The sequence below is a fragment of the Avibacterium sp. 20-129 genome (genome assembly GCF_026226845.1).
Lineage (GTDB): Bacteria > Pseudomonadota > Gammaproteobacteria > Enterobacterales > Pasteurellaceae > Avibacterium.
Genome location: NZ_JAKKOE010000001.1, coordinates 1,373,315 through 1,391,474 on the forward strand (window position 1 = coordinate 1,373,315; position 18,160 = coordinate 1,391,474).

Annotated in this window: 14 protein-coding genes; 13 read left to right on the plus strand and 1 reads right to left on the minus strand. The window is 40.1% G+C overall.

Annotated features, from left to right (window positions below):
• Window positions 1–84 precede the first annotated feature (84 nt).
• The 5 genes from L5B90_RS06585 to coaD all read left to right on the plus strand — a co-directional run bounded on the left by L5B90_RS06585 (window position 85) and on the right by coaD (window position 4,425).
• Entirely contained in the window at window positions 85–1,092 is a 1,008-nt protein-coding gene (locus L5B90_RS06585) for an FAD:protein FMN transferase (RefSeq protein ID WP_265762560.1), read from the plus strand.
• 9 nt (window positions 1,093–1,101) lie between these two features.
• Window positions 1,102–1,350, plus strand: coding sequence for a (Na+)-NQR maturation NqrM (gene nqrM, locus L5B90_RS06590; RefSeq protein ID WP_250351355.1), 249 nt, complete (start codon window positions 1,102–1,104; stop codon window positions 1,348–1,350).
• 50 nt (window positions 1,351–1,400) lie between these two features.
• Window positions 1,401–2,552 carry a tRNA 2-thiouridine(34) synthase MnmA gene (mnmA, locus tag L5B90_RS06595; RefSeq protein WP_250364521.1) on the plus strand — a complete coding sequence of 384 codons (1,152 nt, stop codon included), beginning with the start codon at window positions 1,401–1,403 and terminating at the stop codon, window positions 2,550–2,552.
• 92 nt (window positions 2,553–2,644) lie between these two features.
• Window positions 2,645–3,934: a lipid IV(A) 3-deoxy-D-manno-octulosonic acid transferase gene (waaA, locus tag L5B90_RS06600; protein ID WP_250363870.1), complete on the plus strand. Its 1,290-nt coding sequence runs from the start codon at window positions 2,645–2,647 to the stop codon at window positions 3,932–3,934.
• Entirely contained in the window at window positions 3,931–4,425 is a 495-nt protein-coding gene (gene coaD, locus L5B90_RS06605) for a pantetheine-phosphate adenylyltransferase (protein WP_250363869.1), read from the plus strand. The genes waaA and coaD overlap by 4 nt, the downstream gene beginning before the upstream one ends.
• A gap of 66 nt (window positions 4,426–4,491) precedes the next feature.
• On the opposite strand, the gene L5B90_RS06610 is transcribed toward coaD, so the two are convergent.
• The gene (locus L5B90_RS06610) at window positions 4,492–7,518 is read right to left on the minus strand and encodes a glycoside hydrolase family 2 TIM barrel-domain containing protein (protein ID WP_265762427.1); all 3,027 of its coding nucleotides are present in this window, start codon (window positions 7,516–7,518) and stop codon (window positions 4,492–4,494) included.
• Window positions 7,519–8,087: 569 nt separating this feature from the next.
• Between L5B90_RS06610 and L5B90_RS06615 the strand changes: the two genes are divergently transcribed.
• From L5B90_RS06615 to L5B90_RS06650, 8 genes are all read left to right on the plus strand, one after another.
• A complete protein-coding gene (locus L5B90_RS06615; RefSeq protein WP_250363867.1) occupies window positions 8,088–8,450 on the plus strand; it encodes a winged helix-turn-helix transcriptional regulator in 363 nt (120 codons plus the stop codon).
• Window positions 8,451–8,538: 88 nt separating this feature from the next.
• Window positions 8,539–8,946, plus strand: coding sequence for an OsmC family protein (locus L5B90_RS06620; RefSeq protein ID WP_250363866.1), 408 nt, complete (start codon window positions 8,539–8,541; stop codon window positions 8,944–8,946).
• A gap of 33 nt (window positions 8,947–8,979) precedes the next feature.
• On the plus strand, window positions 8,980–11,874 hold the full coding sequence (locus tag L5B90_RS06625; RefSeq protein WP_250363865.1) for an SNF2-related protein: 2,895 nt from the start codon (window positions 8,980–8,982) through the stop codon (window positions 11,872–11,874).
• Complete coding sequence (locus L5B90_RS06630; RefSeq protein ID WP_250363864.1) at window positions 11,874–12,881, plus strand: nucleoid-associated protein; 1,008 nt, start codon at window positions 11,874–11,876, stop codon at window positions 12,879–12,881. Before L5B90_RS06625 ends, L5B90_RS06630 begins: the two co-directional genes overlap by 1 nt.
• Before the next feature lie 2 nt (window positions 12,882–12,883).
• On the plus strand, window positions 12,884–13,816 hold the full coding sequence (gapS4a, locus tag L5B90_RS06635) for a GapS4a family protein (RefSeq protein ID WP_250363863.1): 933 nt from the start codon (window positions 12,884–12,886) through the stop codon (window positions 13,814–13,816).
• Between the two features lie 8 nt (window positions 13,817–13,824).
• On the plus strand, window positions 13,825–14,955 hold the full coding sequence (gapS4b, locus tag L5B90_RS06640) for a GapS4b family protein (RefSeq protein ID WP_250363862.1): 1,131 nt from the start codon (window positions 13,825–13,827) through the stop codon (window positions 14,953–14,955).
• Between the two features lie 111 nt (window positions 14,956–15,066).
• Window positions 15,067–16,314, plus strand: a complete 1,248-nt coding sequence (locus L5B90_RS06645; protein ID WP_250363861.1) for a restriction endonuclease subunit M — start codon at window positions 15,067–15,069, stop codon at window positions 16,312–16,314.
• 65 nt (window positions 16,315–16,379) lie between these two features.
• Entirely contained in the window at window positions 16,380–18,146 is a 1,767-nt protein-coding gene (locus L5B90_RS06650; protein WP_265762561.1) for a site-specific DNA-methyltransferase, read from the plus strand.
• Window positions 18,147–18,160 lie beyond the last annotated feature (14 nt).

Consider the following 18,160-nt stretch of genomic DNA (forward strand, 5'->3'; position numbering starts at 1 on the left):
CTGACCGCTTTAACCATTTTTAGCCAAACCAAAATGAGTGATTGCCTAATGCGAAGAAAATTAAAATCCGTTTATGCTTGGAGTATGGGAATACTTTTGGCTTGCTGCTTAACCGCCTGCCAAAAAGAGCCTGAAATTGTGACCTTAAGTGGAAAAACAATGGGAACAACCTACCATATCAAATACATCACTGAGGAAGGCTCACAATCGGTTGCCGATACACACGAGGGGATTGAACATATTTTAAAAGACGTTAATGATAAAATGTCCACTTATATTCCGACTTCTGAATTAAGTCGCTTTAATCAAAATCGTCAAGTTAATACGCCCATTGAAATTTCAGCCGATCTTGCCAAAGTGATAGGTGAAGCCATTCGCTTAAATAAGGTTACACAAGGTGCATTAGATGTTACCGTAGGCCCCTTGGTGAATTTATGGGGATTTGGCCCCGAAAAACGCGTGGAAAAAGCACCGAGCCAGCAACAACTTGATGAACGCCGTGCGTGGGTTGGCATTGAAAAATTAAAACTCAGTGAAAGTGCGGGTAAATTTTACTTAGAAAAAACTGTGCCAGAACTTTATGTGGATTTATCTTCGATTGCCAAAGGCTTTGGTGTGGATCAAGTGGCGGATTACCTAGAAAGTTTAGGCATTGGCAACTATATGGTAGAAATTGGTGGCGAAATTCGTGCTAAAGGAAATAATAGCGAAAACAAACCTTGGCAAATTGCCATTGAAAAGCCTACCTTTGACGGTTCCAGAAGTGTTGAGCAAGTTGTTGGGCTACATAATTTAGCAATGGCAACCTCAGGTGATTATCGCATTTACTTTGAAGAAAATGGCGTGCGTTATTCGCACGAAATTGATCCACAAACTGGGCGACCAATCCAACATCATTTAGCCTCGATTACCGTATTAGCGCCGTCATCAATGACCGCAGACGGGCTTTCAACAGGGCTATTTGTGCTGGGTGAAGCGAAAGCACTGGATATTGCAGAGCAGCAAAAACTTGCCGTTTATTTAATTATCAAAACGGAAAAAGGATTTGAGGTAAAAATGTCTTCTGCATTTAAACAACTCATCAACCAATAAGGGGGAAATATGGAACTCTTTTTTATTACTTTCGGCTTTTTCGTCCTCGTTATTTTTGCTATGTCTATTGGCTATATTATTAAACGTAAATCCATTGCAGGAAGCTGCGGGGGGATCTCCGCGTTGGGGTTAAAAAAAGTCTGCGATTGTGATGAGCCTTGCGATAACTTAAAAGCAAAAGTAGAGAAAGGTGAAGTGGACGCATCAGAATTAGAGCGTTTCAACAAAAGCGAAAATAACTTTTACGAAGTCAAATAATGCCCCAATGGGGAAACGAAAGTGCGGTAAAAAAATTAAGCAAAATTATGATGAAATCAAAAACTTACGAACAATATTTTCCAGCACTCAGTGAAGAACAACGTGCAGAAAACAGTAAAATAAAAGTGATTTGTGGTATGTCTGGCGGGGTAGATTCCTCTGTTTCCGCATTTATTCTTCAACAACAAGGCTACCAAGTGGAAGGCTTGTTTATGAAAAATTGGGAAGAAGATGATGATACGGATTATTGCACCGCAGCAGCGGATTTGGCAGACGCACAAGCGGTTTGCGATAAGCTCGGGATCAAATTACATAAAATCAATTTTGCCGCAGAATATTGGGATAATGTTTTTGAACATTTTTTAGCGGAATATAAAGCAGGCCGCACACCTAACCCTGATATTTTGTGCAACAAAGAAATCAAGTTTAAAGCCTTTTTGGAATATGCGGCAGAAGATTTAGGAGCAGATTATATCGCCACAGGGCATTATGTGCGTCGTCGAGATCACAATGGCAAAGCGCAATTGTTGCGTGGTTTAGATACGAATAAAGATCAAAGTTACTTTCTTTACACCTTGAGTGAACGCCAAGTGGGGCAAAGCCTTTTCCCTGTTGGCGAGCTTGAAAAGCCCGTGGTGCGGGCCATTGCAGAAGATTTAGGCTTGGTTACCGCCAAGAAAAAAGATTCGACTGGCATTTGTTTTATCGGCGAGCGTAAATTTAAAGATTTTCTAGCCCGTTTCTTGCCTGCTCAACCGGGTGATATTAAGACAACGGAAGGCGAGATTATTGGGCGTCATCAAGGCTTAATGTATCATACCTTAGGGCAACGCAAAGGCTTAGGCATTGGTGGGGTGAAAGGTAAAGCAGAAAATGCGTGGTATGTGGTCGAAAAAGATCTCACAAATAACGTGTTAGTGGTGGCTCAGGGGTTAGATAATTCCGCGTTGCTATCCAGTGGCTTAATTGCACAACAGCTACATTGGGTAGATCGCCAGCCGATTCGTGAACCCCTGCGTTGCACTGTGAAAACACGCTATCGTCAAACGGATATTCCTTGTCAAATTATCCCAATTAATGATGATAGCATCGAAGTACGTTTTGATGAACCGCAAATTGCGGTTACACCGGGGCAATCAGCAGTGTTTTATCAAGGTGAAATTTGCCTTGGTGGTGGAATTATTGAACAATCCATAAAATAAAAACGTCGCGAAATTCCACCGCACTTTGTTTCTTGTCTCAATAAAGTGCGGAGAAGTTCTCGGTTTTCTCGCTATTTAATGAAGAAACGGCTATGTGGCACAGAATTTACACCAGCATAATGTATCTTGTTCAACCGCTTATTTGGTTATTTATTTTATTACGTAGCTTCAAAGCGCCGGCTTATCGTCAGCGAATTTTGGAGCGTTATGCTATTTATTCTGCCTCACAAACCCCACCGAAACCGAATGGTGTGTTAATTCACGCGGCATCGGTGGGCGAAGTCATTGCAGCCACGCCATTAGTGAAAGCGATTCAACGTACTTACCCTGATTTAGCCATCACCCTAACCACCGTAACGCCAACGGGATCTGAACGCGTCAAAGCGGCCTTTGGTGAGCAAGTCAGTCATTTTTATTTGCCTTATGATTTACCCGGTGCGATCAAACGCTTTATTGGTTTTATTCAGCCAAAAGCTTGCATTGTGATCGAAACCGAAATTTGGCCGAATTTAATTTATCAACTAGATAAACAGCATATTCCTTTTATTATTGCCAATGCTCGTTTATCTGCCCGATCAGCAAAACGCTATGGCTGGTTGGAAAGCTATATCCAAGCGATCTTAAGTAAAATCAGCTTGATTGCACCGCAAGATAACATCAGCGGTCAGCGTTATCTCAAACTGGGCTATAATCCACAAAAGCTCAAACTCACTGGCAATATCAAATATGATCTCGTATTAAGTGAGAGCTTACTTACAGAAACAGAAAAGCTCAAAATCCAGTGGAAACAACAACGCCCTATATGGGTAGCGGCGAGTACCCACGAAGGTGAAGAAAGCCTGATTTTGGAAAGTCATCGTTTATTATTACAAGCCTTTCCTAATTTATTGCTGATTCTCGTGCCGCGCCACCCTGAACGCTTTAATCAGGTGGCGGAACAAATTGAAAAGCAGCATTTCACCTTTGTTCGCCGTAGTGAAAATCGCGTGCCACAACCTGATACCCAAGTGGTGTTAGGCGACACGATGGGTGAGCTAATGTTAATGTATGCATTGGCTGATGTTGCCTTTGTGGGGGGCAGTTTAGTGAAACGGGGAGGGCATAATCCACTTGAACCGTTAGCCTTTCAAATCCCCGTGGTGAGTGGCAAATATACCTTCAATTTCCCAGAAGTTTACCGCAAGTTAATGGAAGTTCAGGGCTTTGTTGAAGTGAATAATAATGCTGCCGCAATTGCAAGAGCGGTGGAAATTTTGCTTAATTCCCCCACCTTACGTGAACGCACCGGCAAAGCAGGCTATACGGTATTATTAGAAAATCGTGGCGCCTTGCAACGCCTATTAGATTTATTACAGCCTTATTTAAGCGAGGAAAGACAATGACAACTGTGATTTATCCCGGCACTTTTGACCCTATCACAAATGGGCATTTAGATATTATTGAGCGAAGTGCGGTGCTTTTTTCAAACGTTTTTGTTGCCATTGCTGCCAGCCCGAGTAAAAAGCCTCTGTTTGATTTAGATAGCCGAGTAAAAATTGCACAGCAAGCCGTGGCGCACTTGCCAAATGTAGAGGTTTTTGGCTTTGCTGATTTACTTGCCAATGTCGTGAAAGAAAAACACATTCACGCCATTATCCGTGGTGTACGAACCACCACTGATTTTGAATACGAACTGCAACTTGCCAGCCTAAACCGTTTATTGACAAAAAATGAAAATGGACAAGGCGTAGAAAGTTTATTCTTCCCTCCAAGTGAAAAATGGGCATTTGTGTCTTCTACAATGGTGCGAGAAATTCATCTACACGGTGGCGATGTGAGTGAGCTTGTACCGCAAGCCGTGTTGCAAGCAATGAAAGATCCTATTGAAAAATAACAGGATATAAAAATGGGGCGAACTTCCGCCCCACGTTTTACCTATGCCTTATTTTGCCCATACGCCTCAAAGCAAACTCACCTTAAAGGTGCAATCCCATTGGGTTTCATTCAAACGATAAGCCTCTTTGAGCGATGACCCACAAGAGTTTGAGCCAATGCCACTCATTTTATAATCCACACACAGCACACAGTAAGGGCTTTCTTGTAAATCGTAATGATGTTTTTTACTTGCCAATTCTTCTTGGCTATAAGGGGAAAGGTTAAAGCTGAATGGTTGCTGGGCAGTGATGTACAAACCACCTTCAGCACGGGTTAATTTAATAAAAGAACAATGATAATGGCTACCATTTTCCTGTGGTTTTAAATAATCCACGTGATTTTCCTGTGGGGTTGTTTGATAAAGCCCAAGCTGAGTGGCGTGGTGTTTATCAATATAGCTTTCGCCGTTGCCATAGCCAAAATAGCGTGCTTGCCATTGTCGTTTGGCTAAATAAAAGCGTAACCCAAAACGGGGTAGAAAAGGCAAGTGCGGTGCTTTTTTCGCGTGAATTTTGATCTCAAACTGTGTGTGATTAAACAAATGATATTCAACCTTAAGATCTAAAATTTTACTTTGCGATACGGCGAGCAAAGCACAATGCGTTTTCACCACAACCCGATCTTTTCGCATTTCCACTTGCATCGTATAGGCGCGACTGTAAGCGTGATGATAACCCGCTGAAACCCAATGTGCTTTGATAAGACTGTCGTTATCCAATGGCGCGCGCCAAATATTAAACGCCAGCGGACGCTGAATAATAGGGCATTGCCCATAAAGCCATTGCGAGAGAATGCCTTTTTGTTTATCAAAAATATAATTTGTCTTGCCAAAGGTAATGTGAATTTCGTGCGAACGGTATTGAATATGGGCTTTTTCTGCTAAGCGCGGGGGATAAAAACTGGGTAGCCGTTTATCGCCAAAGAGGCAGAGTTGATCAACGCCGAGTAAGTGATTTTTTTCCACTAAAGGTGAGGCGTGTTTTTGTCGATATGTTAAATTCAACAGCCATAAACTGCCATTATTTGTCGGTAAGGTGAAAGGTAAAAGTGCGGTGCATTTTGGTGGAATTTTTGGGGTGGCAATGTTTCCTTGTTGCACGAGAACCCCGTTTTCTAGCAGTTGATAGTGAATGCTCACCACATCTTCTGCGTGGGTAAAATCAAAATAATTGGTGAGTTCAATCTGCCCATTGTGATAGTTTGCGCGTAATGGACGTTGTACGTTTTTCAGTTCAAGTAGATTACTTTGAATACGGCGATCCGCACGCACTAAACCGTCTGCACAGAAATTGTTGTCATTAGGGAAATCACAAAAATCACCGCCATACCCCATTTTTTTTGACTGCGGTAAATAAGGGCTATGATCGCACCATTCCCACACAAACCCACCACAAGCCCCCGCGTGTTGCTGTATTGCTTGGAAATAATCTTCCGCATCACCACAAGAATTCCCCATTGCGTGCAGATATTCACAGAGTAAATAAGGTTTTGGGGCAGTTTGTGTTGCAAAGTAGGCAGCCATATCCTCTGTACTGCGGTACATTTCACTGTGTAAATCTAACTGCGTCGTATCATTTTGGTGAGCGGAATGTTGAAAAATGGCATTCTCATAATGTACTAAACGGCTTGGATCAACGGTTTTTACCCACTGTGCTGCCGCCTCAAAATTTTCTCCATAACCACTTTCATTACCTAGCGACCAAATCAGCACACTAGGACGATTTTTATCGCGCTGCACATTGGCTTGTACGCGATCTAAAATCGCTTGTTTGAAATCAGGGTTGCGTGCCATATAGCAATAATTATCAATGATTTGCTGACGAGTCGTTGCGTCATCAGAGGCGGTTTCTACGCCAAGTAAAATGCTTTTTTCAGGGCTTGGCACATAGACCGCATTGGTGCCGTGGCTTTCAATATCGGCTTCCGCGATCAAATAAAAGCCGTAGCGATCGCACAATTCCGCAAACCAAGGGGCATTAGGATAATGGGCAGTGCGAATGGCGTTAAAATTGTGTTGCTTCATTAGACGCAGATCTGCCATTGCTTGCTGTTCACTAATCGTATAACCGCTCTGAGGATCACTATCGTGCCGATTTACGCCTTTAAATTTTATTGGTTGTTGGTTAAGCAATAAAATCCCCTTTTTCACTTCAATTTGCCGAAATCCTATTTTTTGGCAAATCACTTCTTCACCATAGCAGATGAATAAATCGTAACACTGTGGATTTTCTGCATTCCATAATTGAATGTTTTCTACGCAAAATTGAGGCTGTTCTGTGCGGAGAAGTGGTTTTCCTTGTGGATCAAAAAGGTGATAGGTAATTGTTGGGGGATTTTCAGGTTGGCGGAAAAAAATCGCCAAATTTACCACCGCACTTTTTAAATCCGCAGAAAGTGCCGTTTTAATGAAAAAATCCTGCACATAATTTTGCTCGCGTTCCAATATATACACATCACGAAAAATACCCGACATTCTAAATTTATCTTGATCTTCCAAATAGCTGCCATCACACCACTTTAAGACCACCGCGGTAAGGTGGTTTTCTCCTTCGCATAAATAATCAGTGAGATCAAATTCAGCTGTGCAGTGGCTGACTTGGCTATATCCAATAAACGTTTGATTTACATATAAAAAGAAACAACTATCTACACCTTCAAAATTAATTAAGTAGCGTTTATTGGCTTTAGCTTGCAAATAAAAAGTGCGGTGATAAAGCCCACAAGGATTTTCCTGTGGAACATAAGGCGGATCAAAAGGAAACGGGTAATTCACATTGGTGTAATGGTGTTGATCATATCCCTGAGTTTGCCAAGTGGAAGGCACAGGAATGCGTTGTTGAAAGGGAAAATCGAGGAAATTCTCGGGCAAATCCCAATAACTTTTAAAATAATGAAAATCCCAATTTCCATTGAGAGGAATGAAATAGTGAGAAAATTCTCGCGAATTTTGCACCGCACTTTGGATATTATGGTGTGGAATAAAATAAGCGTGATGAGCCGTGGTGTTTAGATGCAACACCTTTGGGTCTTGAAAATAATTCGGTAAAAACATAAAGCCGCCTATATAGTAAAAAACCATTGATCATCACTACACAATCATAAAGCCTACAATAAAAAGCGGTTGATTGAATACTGCCTCAATAGTATTACTCTGGTGTTTAAGCTACCAGTTGTCTTGATTGGCTAGGAGCATTTGTCGGTAATCTTGTGAAGATATTATGCGACTATTGTAGTGTATTTAATTGGGTTTGACTATATGAGCATTGATCTAAGACAGCCCTTAAAAGGCGACCTCAGTGCTTCAAAAGATTTCCGAACTCTAAATGAGATCTCACCGTATTGTAGAAATTGATAAGTCTATAAATAAGTTATCAATAACGTCTTAGAGATAATCTCTGTGAATTATTTATTTTGTTTTTCAGTAAAGATATTAATATTTACAATCTGCTAAGGTGGGATTTATTGTAATATTTGTCTTACTGTTTGAATTTTTATTAAGTATTCATCTCTATTTTGGCTCAATACTTTATGCTATACCATAATTTACCCATTTAAATACTTTATAAATATAGTGGTATTAGGGTTTTATACAATTAAAGTTAAAATGCATAGGTTGAAAAGATGCTTAGCAAAATCAAATTAAATAATGATTACTGGTCTATTCTGTTAAAGTTAGAGGTCAGTTTGCTGATGATTGGCGAAAAATGGCGTGTGCTTATCCTACGTGAATTAATGGACGGCACCAAACGGTTTGGCGAATTAGCACGCGGTGTCGGCGGTATTTCGCAAAAAGTGCTCACCGCCCATCTGCGCGCGATAGAGGAGGGCGGTTTGGTTACACGAACGGTTTATGCGGAAGTACCGCCGAGAGTGGAATATGCTTTAACTGAATTGGGGCTAAGTCTCTCACCGATTCTTGATGCGCTGGCAGAATGGGGGGAGTCATATCGTGAACAGATTGAAAGTGCGGGCAAAAAATCTTAGAAAATTAAATGACCACTGCCATTTTCTATTAAAATATATTGGTTTTTTGCTATACTTTTTAACATATTAATCTAATGAGGAAAAAACAATGGCACATATTGCAACTTTGAATTACACAGGCGATTTACACAATGACATCGTGCATTTGCAAAGCGGTGATAAGATTTCAACCGATGCACCCGTTGATAATAACGGCAAAGGTGAAGCGTTTTCACCGACCGATTTGCTGGCATCTTCTCTGGCTGCGTGTGCGATGACGATTATGGGGATTAAAGCACGTGATATGGGCGTTGATTTACGTGGCAGCCGTATTGAAGTTGAAAAAGAAATGGCAGCCAATCCACGCCGTGTGGCGAGAGTAAGCCTAGATATTTATCTGGATAAAGCGTTAGATGAAAAAAGCCGCCGTATTTTGGAAGCGGCAGCCCACGCTTGCCCAGTCGCCAAAAGTCTGAGTGCTGATTTACTGCAAGAATTTCGCTTTCATTATGAGTGAGGTTTTCAGGCTGCCTGAAAACTTTTAACCCAAATGGAAAATATCCAGATGTTTCATTTATCCCCACTCACCCCTCATCAAAGCCAGTATATTGCATGGCTGCTTAGCAAACAGACTGCATCCAGCAGCGTTGAGGATTTTGCGGCGACTTTGGTTGATGCACAGGTTGATTTGAACCCGCATCAAGTGGATGCTGCACTTTTTGCCTGTAAAAACCCTCTATCGCAAGGCGTGATATTGGCAGATGAGGTCGGTTTGGGCAAAACCATTGAAGCAGGCTTGGTGATTTTGCAGCGTTGGGCGGAGCGTAAACGCCGTATTCTGATTATCACGCCTGCCAATTTACGCAAGCAGTGGCATCAAGAATTGCAGGAAAAATTTGGTTTAACTTGCGAAATTTTGGAAAGCAAAAACTACCATGTGTTTAAAAAGCAAGGTGAAAATCCGTTTGACCGCCCTGTGCCGATTATCTGTTCCTATCAATTTGCCAAGGCAAAAGCGGCTGATATTAAGAAAATCCCTTGGGATTTGGCGGTGCTTGATGAAGCCCATCGCCTGCGTAATGTCTATAAAAAAAGCAATATTATTGGCAATACGCTAAAAGATGCCCTAAGCCATGTCCGTTCCAAAGTTTTGCTGACCGCCACACCGCTGCAAAATGATTTGCGTGAACTGTATGGCTTGGTCAGCATGATTGATGAACGGGTTTTTGGCGGCTTGGAGAGTTTTCGCAGTCAATTTGGCAGCAAAACCAGCGAGCAAAATCTTTTTCAGTTACAAAGGCGGCTTAGACCGATTTGCCAGCGTACTTTACGCCGTCAGGTGCAGGCATATGTTGCCTATACCAAGCGGCACCCCATTGTTCAGGCGTTTACCCCATCAGATGCCGAAAAAGAACTGGCAGAGTTGGTTCGGGAATATTTACGCCGTGAAGATTCGCAGGCTTTGCAGGCAGGGCAGCGGCATTTGATTGCGATGGTGCTGTGGAAGCTTTTGGCATCAAGCAGCCGTGCAATTGCAGGTGCATTAGGCACCATGCTCAAACGCCTGCAAAAAGAATGGGCAGAAGAGACGGATGCGATTGAACAGCTCAATGCAGATTTTGAGGGCTTGGAGGATACCGCTGAAGAATGGACGGAAGACGAGGCGGACAAGCTGGCTTTATCGGAAGCCGAAACCCTTGCCCTTGCCGATGAAATTGAAGAATTAAAGCGTTTTAAGGCATTGGCGGAAAGCATTGATAAAGATGCCAAAAGCGAGGCATTGCTTGCGGCATTAGAAAAAGCCTTTGATCAATTGCGTGAAAAGAATGCCCCACAAAAAGCCATTATTTTTACCGAATCCAAACGCACCCAAGACTATCTTTTGCAGTGTTTGGCGGACACGCCCTATGCAGGCGAAAATGGCGAAGGCATTGTTTTATTTAACGGCACAAACAGCGATAGAAACGCCCAAAAAATTTACAAAGACTGGCTCAAACGCCATGCAGGCAGCGACACCATCACAGGTTCCAAAACCGCCGATACCCGTGCCGCGCTGGTTGAACACTTTAAAGAAAAAGCAAGCATCATGATTGCCACCGAAGCAGGCAGCGAGGGCATCAACCTGCAATTTTGTTCGCTGATTATCAATTACGACTTGCCGTGGAATCCCCAGCGGATTGAACAGCGAATCGGACGCTGCCACCGCTATGGACAGAAGCACGATGTGGTTGTGGTGAATTTTTTAGACCAAAGCAATGAAGCCGATGCCCGAGTTTATGAATTCTTAGAGAAAAAATTTCAGCTATTTGACGGCGTATTTGGTGCCAGCGATGAAGTGTTGGGGGCGATTGGTTCGGGCGTGGATATAGAAAAACGCATTGCCGATATTTACCGCCGCTGCCGCAAAAGCGAAGAAATTCAGGCAGCCTTTGATATCTTGCAGCAAGAGCTTTCGGGTGAAATTGACGAAGCCATGATGCAAACCCGCCAAATCCTGCTAGAGCATTTTGATGAAAGCGTCAGCCAAAGACTGCGGGTGTATGAAGAAGAGGGCAGAGCTGTCCGCACCGCCCATGAACGCCTGCTATTGCAATTTACCCAAAGCGAGCTTGGAGAAAATGCCAGTTTTGATGCGTATGGTTTTACCCTGCACAAGCTGCCTGGAAACCTAGCTGCCGAGCAAAAAGACATTCCGATAGGGCGGTATCGCCTGCCAAGCCAGCAAGGAGAGGCACATCTTTACCGCCTACAACACCCCCTTGCCCAAAGCCTGCTTGAACAAGCCAAAAACCGCCGCTGTCCAGAGGCGAAGCTGATTTTTGATTACCAAGCCTATGGCAGCAAAATCAGCACCCTAGAACCCTACATTGGCAAAAGCGGTACCTTGACTGCAAGCCTGATAACCATCACCGCCCTTGAGAGAAGTGAGCAGCACGTTATCATCAGTGCCTGCACAGATGCAGGCGAGATTTTGATTGATGATGACCCTGAAAAACTGTTGCGGCTGCCTGCCACCCATACCCAGCCACATAACGCAAAGCAAGTCAAATCAGCATTAGCGGCAGATAGGCATGCACGCCTTAAAGACTTACTTGAGAAAACAGCAGCACGCAATCTCGTTTACTTTGATCAAGAGATAGAAAAATTAGACAGCTGGACAGATGGCCTGAAAGACGGTCTGGAGCAAGAGATTAAAGCAACCGATAAAGCGATTAAAGAAATCAAGCGTGAAAGTGCCGCCGCTCAAACCGCACAGGAAAAATTAAGCTGGCAGAAAAAGCAGCGTGAGCTAGAGCGAAAACGTACCAAACAGCGGCGGGAGCTTTTTGATCAGCAAGATGAGATTGAGGCGATGAAAGATGAACTGATTGAAGGACTAGAGGCGAGTTTAGACCAAAAGATAGAAGAAAAAACGTTGTTTGTGATTGAATGGGAAGTGGTGTGATGACTGATAAGTTAAATCTAAGTGAAGTAAAGGTTGAAAAAGTTATTGTCCATAAGGTTGGCAATAAGTTTAGGGATGAGGGGTTGATACTATCAAGTGCTGAATCTGAACATGATTCTTCTGTGGATAGTTTACTGATTCAACACTTTTTATTGCCTATCATAGATAGTGAAAATGAATATTTATTGACACATGAATCTGATATTAATTTAAATCCTATAAAGCATTATTCATCATTAGTTTTTAAAGATGAAAAAGAATTTCTTACATCATCGTTAGCGATAGCAAAACATTTATATATATCTTCTGATCACCCTAATATTGGTGGAGGAGAATTTATTGAAGTTCTATATAGTGGAATCAAAGTGGATGACTTAAAGATTCAAGCAATTGGGTTATTTAGAATTGAATCCAAAAGTAGTTATTTGGATGTAAAAAAACAAAATGACGTTATCGATATTGTAGAAAAAAAAGGCATATCTATTGATTCTATTCAAAAAGGAGCAGTTGTTTTATCATCTGAAGATACAGTATTTATTATAGATAGCGTTGGTAAAAAGACAAAATATTGGGTAGAAAACTTTATTAAAGCTGTACCTAAAAATACCGTAAAAAAATATACTCAGATTTTATCTTCTCTTACCAAGGCTGTATCAAAGAAAATACACTTACCGCAAGATTTTTTAGATTTTTCTGATGCCTTGTCCAAAGAGGATAATTTATCAGTTAATCAGTTAAAAAGGATATCTACAGCATTTGTTGAAAATGAGGATTTTGATAATATTGTTAGTAGTTTGGGTATAAAAAATAGTATGGAGATTGATATGGATTTTGTTGTTGAAATGCAAGATTTTTCTAAAAAAATTAATAAGACTCTATCTAAAACAAGGATATCAAAAGGTGTGGATATCGTAATTTCAGAGTCTAATTTGAAAATTTTATCCATTGATTCACAGATTACTGATTTTGGATTAAGATCAATAATTGATATTCAAAGAGGAGGATAAGTATGTCTGGAGAAAAGTCTAAAAAATCAGGAGAAATTGGTGAGGTGATTGCTTCTGAATTATTAAAAAAAATTGGTTGGAAACACCAGATACAGAATATTTCTATTGAATGTAACGATGGTAATCATAAAAATAAATCTGATAATCAAAAAAGAAGCCATGGTGATGATATTGTTTATCTTTATCATAATCCGTTCCATGATGACACTACAACAGTTTGTCATATTTCTGTTAAACACAGTTTGGGTGGTTATCCTAAATCAGAGCAACAAATTAGAAAAAATTTTAATCCTTATATTAAGGAGCTTGAACAAATTATCCAATGTGCACGCTATAATACAGAAGTGAATTCTTTTATAGAGGCTTTTGACGCAAAGGTTAATATAAAACACATTGGGGTTTTAATTTGGTTGCATAATGATAAAGATAGCCTAGATAGAAATATTTTACCTGCTATTGCAAAATCAAAACCAGACTTAGAAGAAGATATTCCTTATTATATTATAGATAGTAGTAGAGCAAGTTTTTTGCTAGATATTATTAATGATTTAATTCAAAAATCAAATGGTGGAACGTATGAATTTTATTATCCTAGAATAGGGACTTCAATTTTAATTGATACAAGTAGACATGGTCAGTTTTTGCCAATAGAGTTGATTGCATCAGATATTATTACCGCTATTATTACTATTGGAGATAAAAAGCAGTTTTATTTGTACAGTAGAGAAGGATTTGGTGAAGAAACTTGTAGAAATATGATGGCTTATGCATTAGATTTTTCTGCAGGATTGGTTGGTGAAATATGTATAGGATTTCCTGATTTTAATTCAACCAAGGATAAAGATATCGTTACGAGAGCCAGATTATCTTTTAAAGATAGAAGTGAAGATATTAGACTATTTTCTTATCATCAGACAATTTTAGATTTATTTTAGGAGTGGTCATGAGTGGAAATATTGATTTAAAAGGATTGATTCCGTCTGGAAATGAACTCCGAATACTCCTCAATAGCCGACATATCTCAGATGGAGAAATAAATACCCTTTTAAAAGAAAAAGGTGTTTTTTGTGGAAGTGGAGAGAAAATTATTTCTGTACCACTACTTTCTGCTATGCTATTAACATCGGATGAATATGGGAAATTAATAGATGATTCTATTTCTAGAAGTTTAAAACCTAAAAATAAACTTTCTAGCCTATCATTAATGAGTGAAGGTGTTGATATAATAAAACCTATAAAAAATTTATTTTCTCCTTCCCCTAACTTCTCAGAGAATATACCTAATATAGAATTTATTAAAAAACCAAATCCAGTATTCGAAGGCAATACTATAATAATTAAATATGAAATAAAAAGAAATGATTTTAGTAAGGATTTTTTAAATAGAGAGCTTAATTTTTCTGCAGAAATTATTATAGAAAATAAAGGAAGTGAGCTTGCATTAGATATTGCTTCCACTCATACATCGTATGAAACAGAGCTGATTAATCGAAGAATTTTAGATGCTATTACAGGGATGCTAAAAAAGAACAATATTATTCAGTTTGAACAAGAGGAAAAAATTACTTTTGATGCCTTTGAGGATATAGAAAGAGTAAAATTTTTTAAAAGATTAACTGCAGGATATGGAAAGTTCCTAGAGTTGGATAATGTTCATGAAATAGTGATCAGCAGAGAGGCTTCAAACTCCCCATTGCCCCAAGATCCAGAAGTATCATGGATGAATGATACTGTAACATCTGTAACCATAGATGGTAAGAAGCTACATAGTATTTTTCTTATATCGAATGAAAAATACTATGAATATTATTTTATCGATAGTATGACTTTGACTTATAAATATACAAGTAGTGCCAATTCTGGAACAGTAAAAGTAAGTTTTTTCTTCAGTTCTCCATCAAAGAAAAGATCTTCTTTTGATAAAAACTTAGAACTAACATTTGAGGTAATTAATACAAAATATGACAATAAGACTACAGTTCAGTCTAGAATAGAAATCGAAAAAGATATATTAAAAAATATTAGATCCTTGGTTAAGGAGCAATATAAGACAATTATGGAAGAGCGTAGTTAATTATTTAGAGTTTATGACAGTAATTATGCTTGTATAGATATCAATCTTTTGGATTGAAAATATATAGTTTAAAAATGAAATCAAATATTAATGCTAGCTATAAGGACCCCTATGCTACACCTCCAAAAACTTACGCAAAAACTGCAAGAAATTTTTCAAACCGACCGTGCGGATTTAGATTTTGGTATTTACCGAATTTTAAACAGCCGCAGGGATAAGATTAATAAATATCTCACGTCCACTTTGCCGAAAAAAGTGGAAGAAGCCTTTAAAGCCGTCAATCAAGATGCCATTACAAGCTTAGAGCATGAACTTGGCGAGGCGGTTAAACAGGCGAAAGCCTTAGGTGTTGATGCCGATACCTTGCCCAAGGTTCAGGAAATCCAAGATAAACTTGCCCAGATGAAAACAAGTGGCAGCGGCAGCGGCAGCGAAGCGATGGTTTTTTCGCATTTGTTTACGTTTTTTAGCCGTTATTATGAAGAGGGTGATTTTATCAGCCAGCGTCGTTACAAGGGCGAGACCTATGCCATTCCTTATAATGGTGAAGAAGTGATGCTGCATTGGGCAAACAAGGATCAGTATTACACCAAATCGGGGGAGAACTTCAGCAATTACCGCTTTAAGCTTGATGATGGGCGTGAGGTTTTCTTCCGTCTGATGGCGGCGGATACTGCCAAAGACAACCGCAAAGACAGCAATGCCAAGAGGCTTTTTTCCCTTGTTGAGCTAAGAGAGGTTGAACGCTATGACGACGTGGGCGAGGTCTACGAGGAACGCTTAATCCCTATCAAGGAAGAGGGTGATCGGTTAGAGATTTTCTTTGAATATGTGCTCAAAGATAAGGCAGATAAGCAAGAAAAAGAAAATGAACGCACGCTAGAGCAGCTGCACATGCTTATCCCTGCATCGTGGCAGGCGGTATGGCAAGAGGCACCGACAGAGAAAAATCCAAAACGCACGTTGCTTGAAAAGCATTTAAACGACTATACGCAAAAAAACAGTGCCGATTATTTTATTCATAAGGACTTGGGCAGTTTTTTACGCCGAGAGCTTGATTTTTATATCAAAAATGAGGTGCTGCATTTAGATAATATCCAGCATGCCGAGCATTTTGACCAAATAAAAAACAGCCTGCGTCAGATTCAGGTGCTGCGTACCATCGCCCATGATTTAATTGACTTTTTGGCACAGATTGAAGATTTTCAAAAATCTTTGTGGCTTAAGAAAAAATTTGTTGCCCAAACGCATTATTTGATTACGCTTGACCGTATACCAAAGGCATTGTTGCCTGAAACCCTTGCTAATGAAAAGCAGCTTGATGATTGGAAAAAACTCTTTAATTTCAATTACTTATAATTTGCGACGGGGGGGGTAATACCTGCTTAGATTCTGCCAATCTTGTTGCCCAAGAGCCTTATTTGGTGGTGGATACCTCGCTTTATCCGCCAGCTTATCAGCAAAAATTGCTTAGCCTGATGTCAGAGGCTGTTGATTTGGACGATAGCATCAATGGCGTACTCATTCATTCGGATAATTTCCAAGCCTTAAATCTTTTGCAGGCTCGCTACCGTGAGCAGGTGAAATGTATCTATATTGATCCGCCTTATAATACTAGTGCATCTGAAATTATTTATAAAAATGGATATAAACACTCGTCATGGCTTTCATTAGTTGATAATAGATTATTCTTAAGTAAAAACTTATTGGCTGATGATGGTATTTTATGTGGAACTATTGATGATTTAGAACAAAAGGTCTTTTGTCAATTATTGGAACAAAATTTTCCCTATTTAGCGGGAGTGGTTGCGATAAGAATAAAACCCTCTGGCAGACCTATTCCAAATGGTTTTGCTCTTTCTCACGAATATGCAGTTTTTGTAAAGAAAATGGAAGCGACATCGATTTCAAGACTTTCCCATAGTGAAGAGCAAAAAGCACGGTATCGAGAAAATGATGAAAAGGGAGCTTTTTTTTGGGAAATGTTTCGCAAAGCAGGCTCGAATTCAAGCCGTGAGAATAGACCGACTATGTTTTATCCATTTTTCTTAAATGAAAAAACAGGGGTTTTGAGGCTACCTGAAATGGAATTTGATGCGGAAAAAAATGAATATTTGATTTATGATAAAGAGGGTGATGAGGAAATATCCATATATCCTATAAAAGATGATGGCAAAGAAGGTCGTTGGTATTTTGGTTTAGATAGGGCATTAGAGATTGTTGATGAGTTTCGTGCTACAAAAAAAGATGATGGAAAATACTATATCTATTATCGAAGAAGGCCAAATGAAGGTGTGCAACCCACAACACATTGGTCGGATTCAAAATATTCTGCTACAGAGCACGGAACGGCTTTATTAAAGAATATATTCGGCACTCAAGAAGTTTTTTCTTATCCAAAATCTATTTATGCAGTGGAAGATTGTTTGCTGGTTTCTGGTGCAAAAGAAACAACCGCTCTTATCCTCGACTACTTCGCAGGTTCTGGCACCACTGCTCATGCGGTCATTAACTTAAACCGTGAAGATGGCGGTAACCGCAAATATATGCTTGTGGAGCAAGGCGAATATTTTGACACTGTGCTAAAACCTCGTGTGCAAAAGGTGATTTACAGCAAAGAGTGGAAAAATGGTAAGCCTGTTCTTGGTGAACAAAAAAGCGATTTATCTAATGACTCGGGTGAAAATCCACGTCATGGCGTATCGCAAATGGTTAAGGTGTTAAAGCTTGAAAGCTATGAGGATACGCTCAATAACCTTGAGCTTAAAGGGCAGATGGATCTTGCGTTAGATTTGCCCAAACAGGTGCAGGAGGATTATTTGCTACGCTATATGCTGGCAGAGGAGAGCAAAAGCTCACAGCTTAGCGTGCATGATTTTCAAAAGCCGTTTGACTATGAACTCAATATCGCAAGCGATAGTGCTGGGGCTTATGTGCCGACCAAGATTGATTTGATTGAGACCTTTAATTATCTCTTGGGACTGCGGGTGCAGCGGGTAACAGATGATCGGGAAAAACGTGGTTATGTGCTGGTTGAAGGCAGGCTCAATGATGAATCTTGCCTGATTGTGTGGCGGGACTGCACCCGTGTGGGCTATCAAGAAATTGTCCATGTATTTGATCAGTTTAATATTCATCCAAATAGTGAGCAATATGATGTGGTGTATTTAAATGGCGATCATGATTCATGATATGGCAAGCGTTT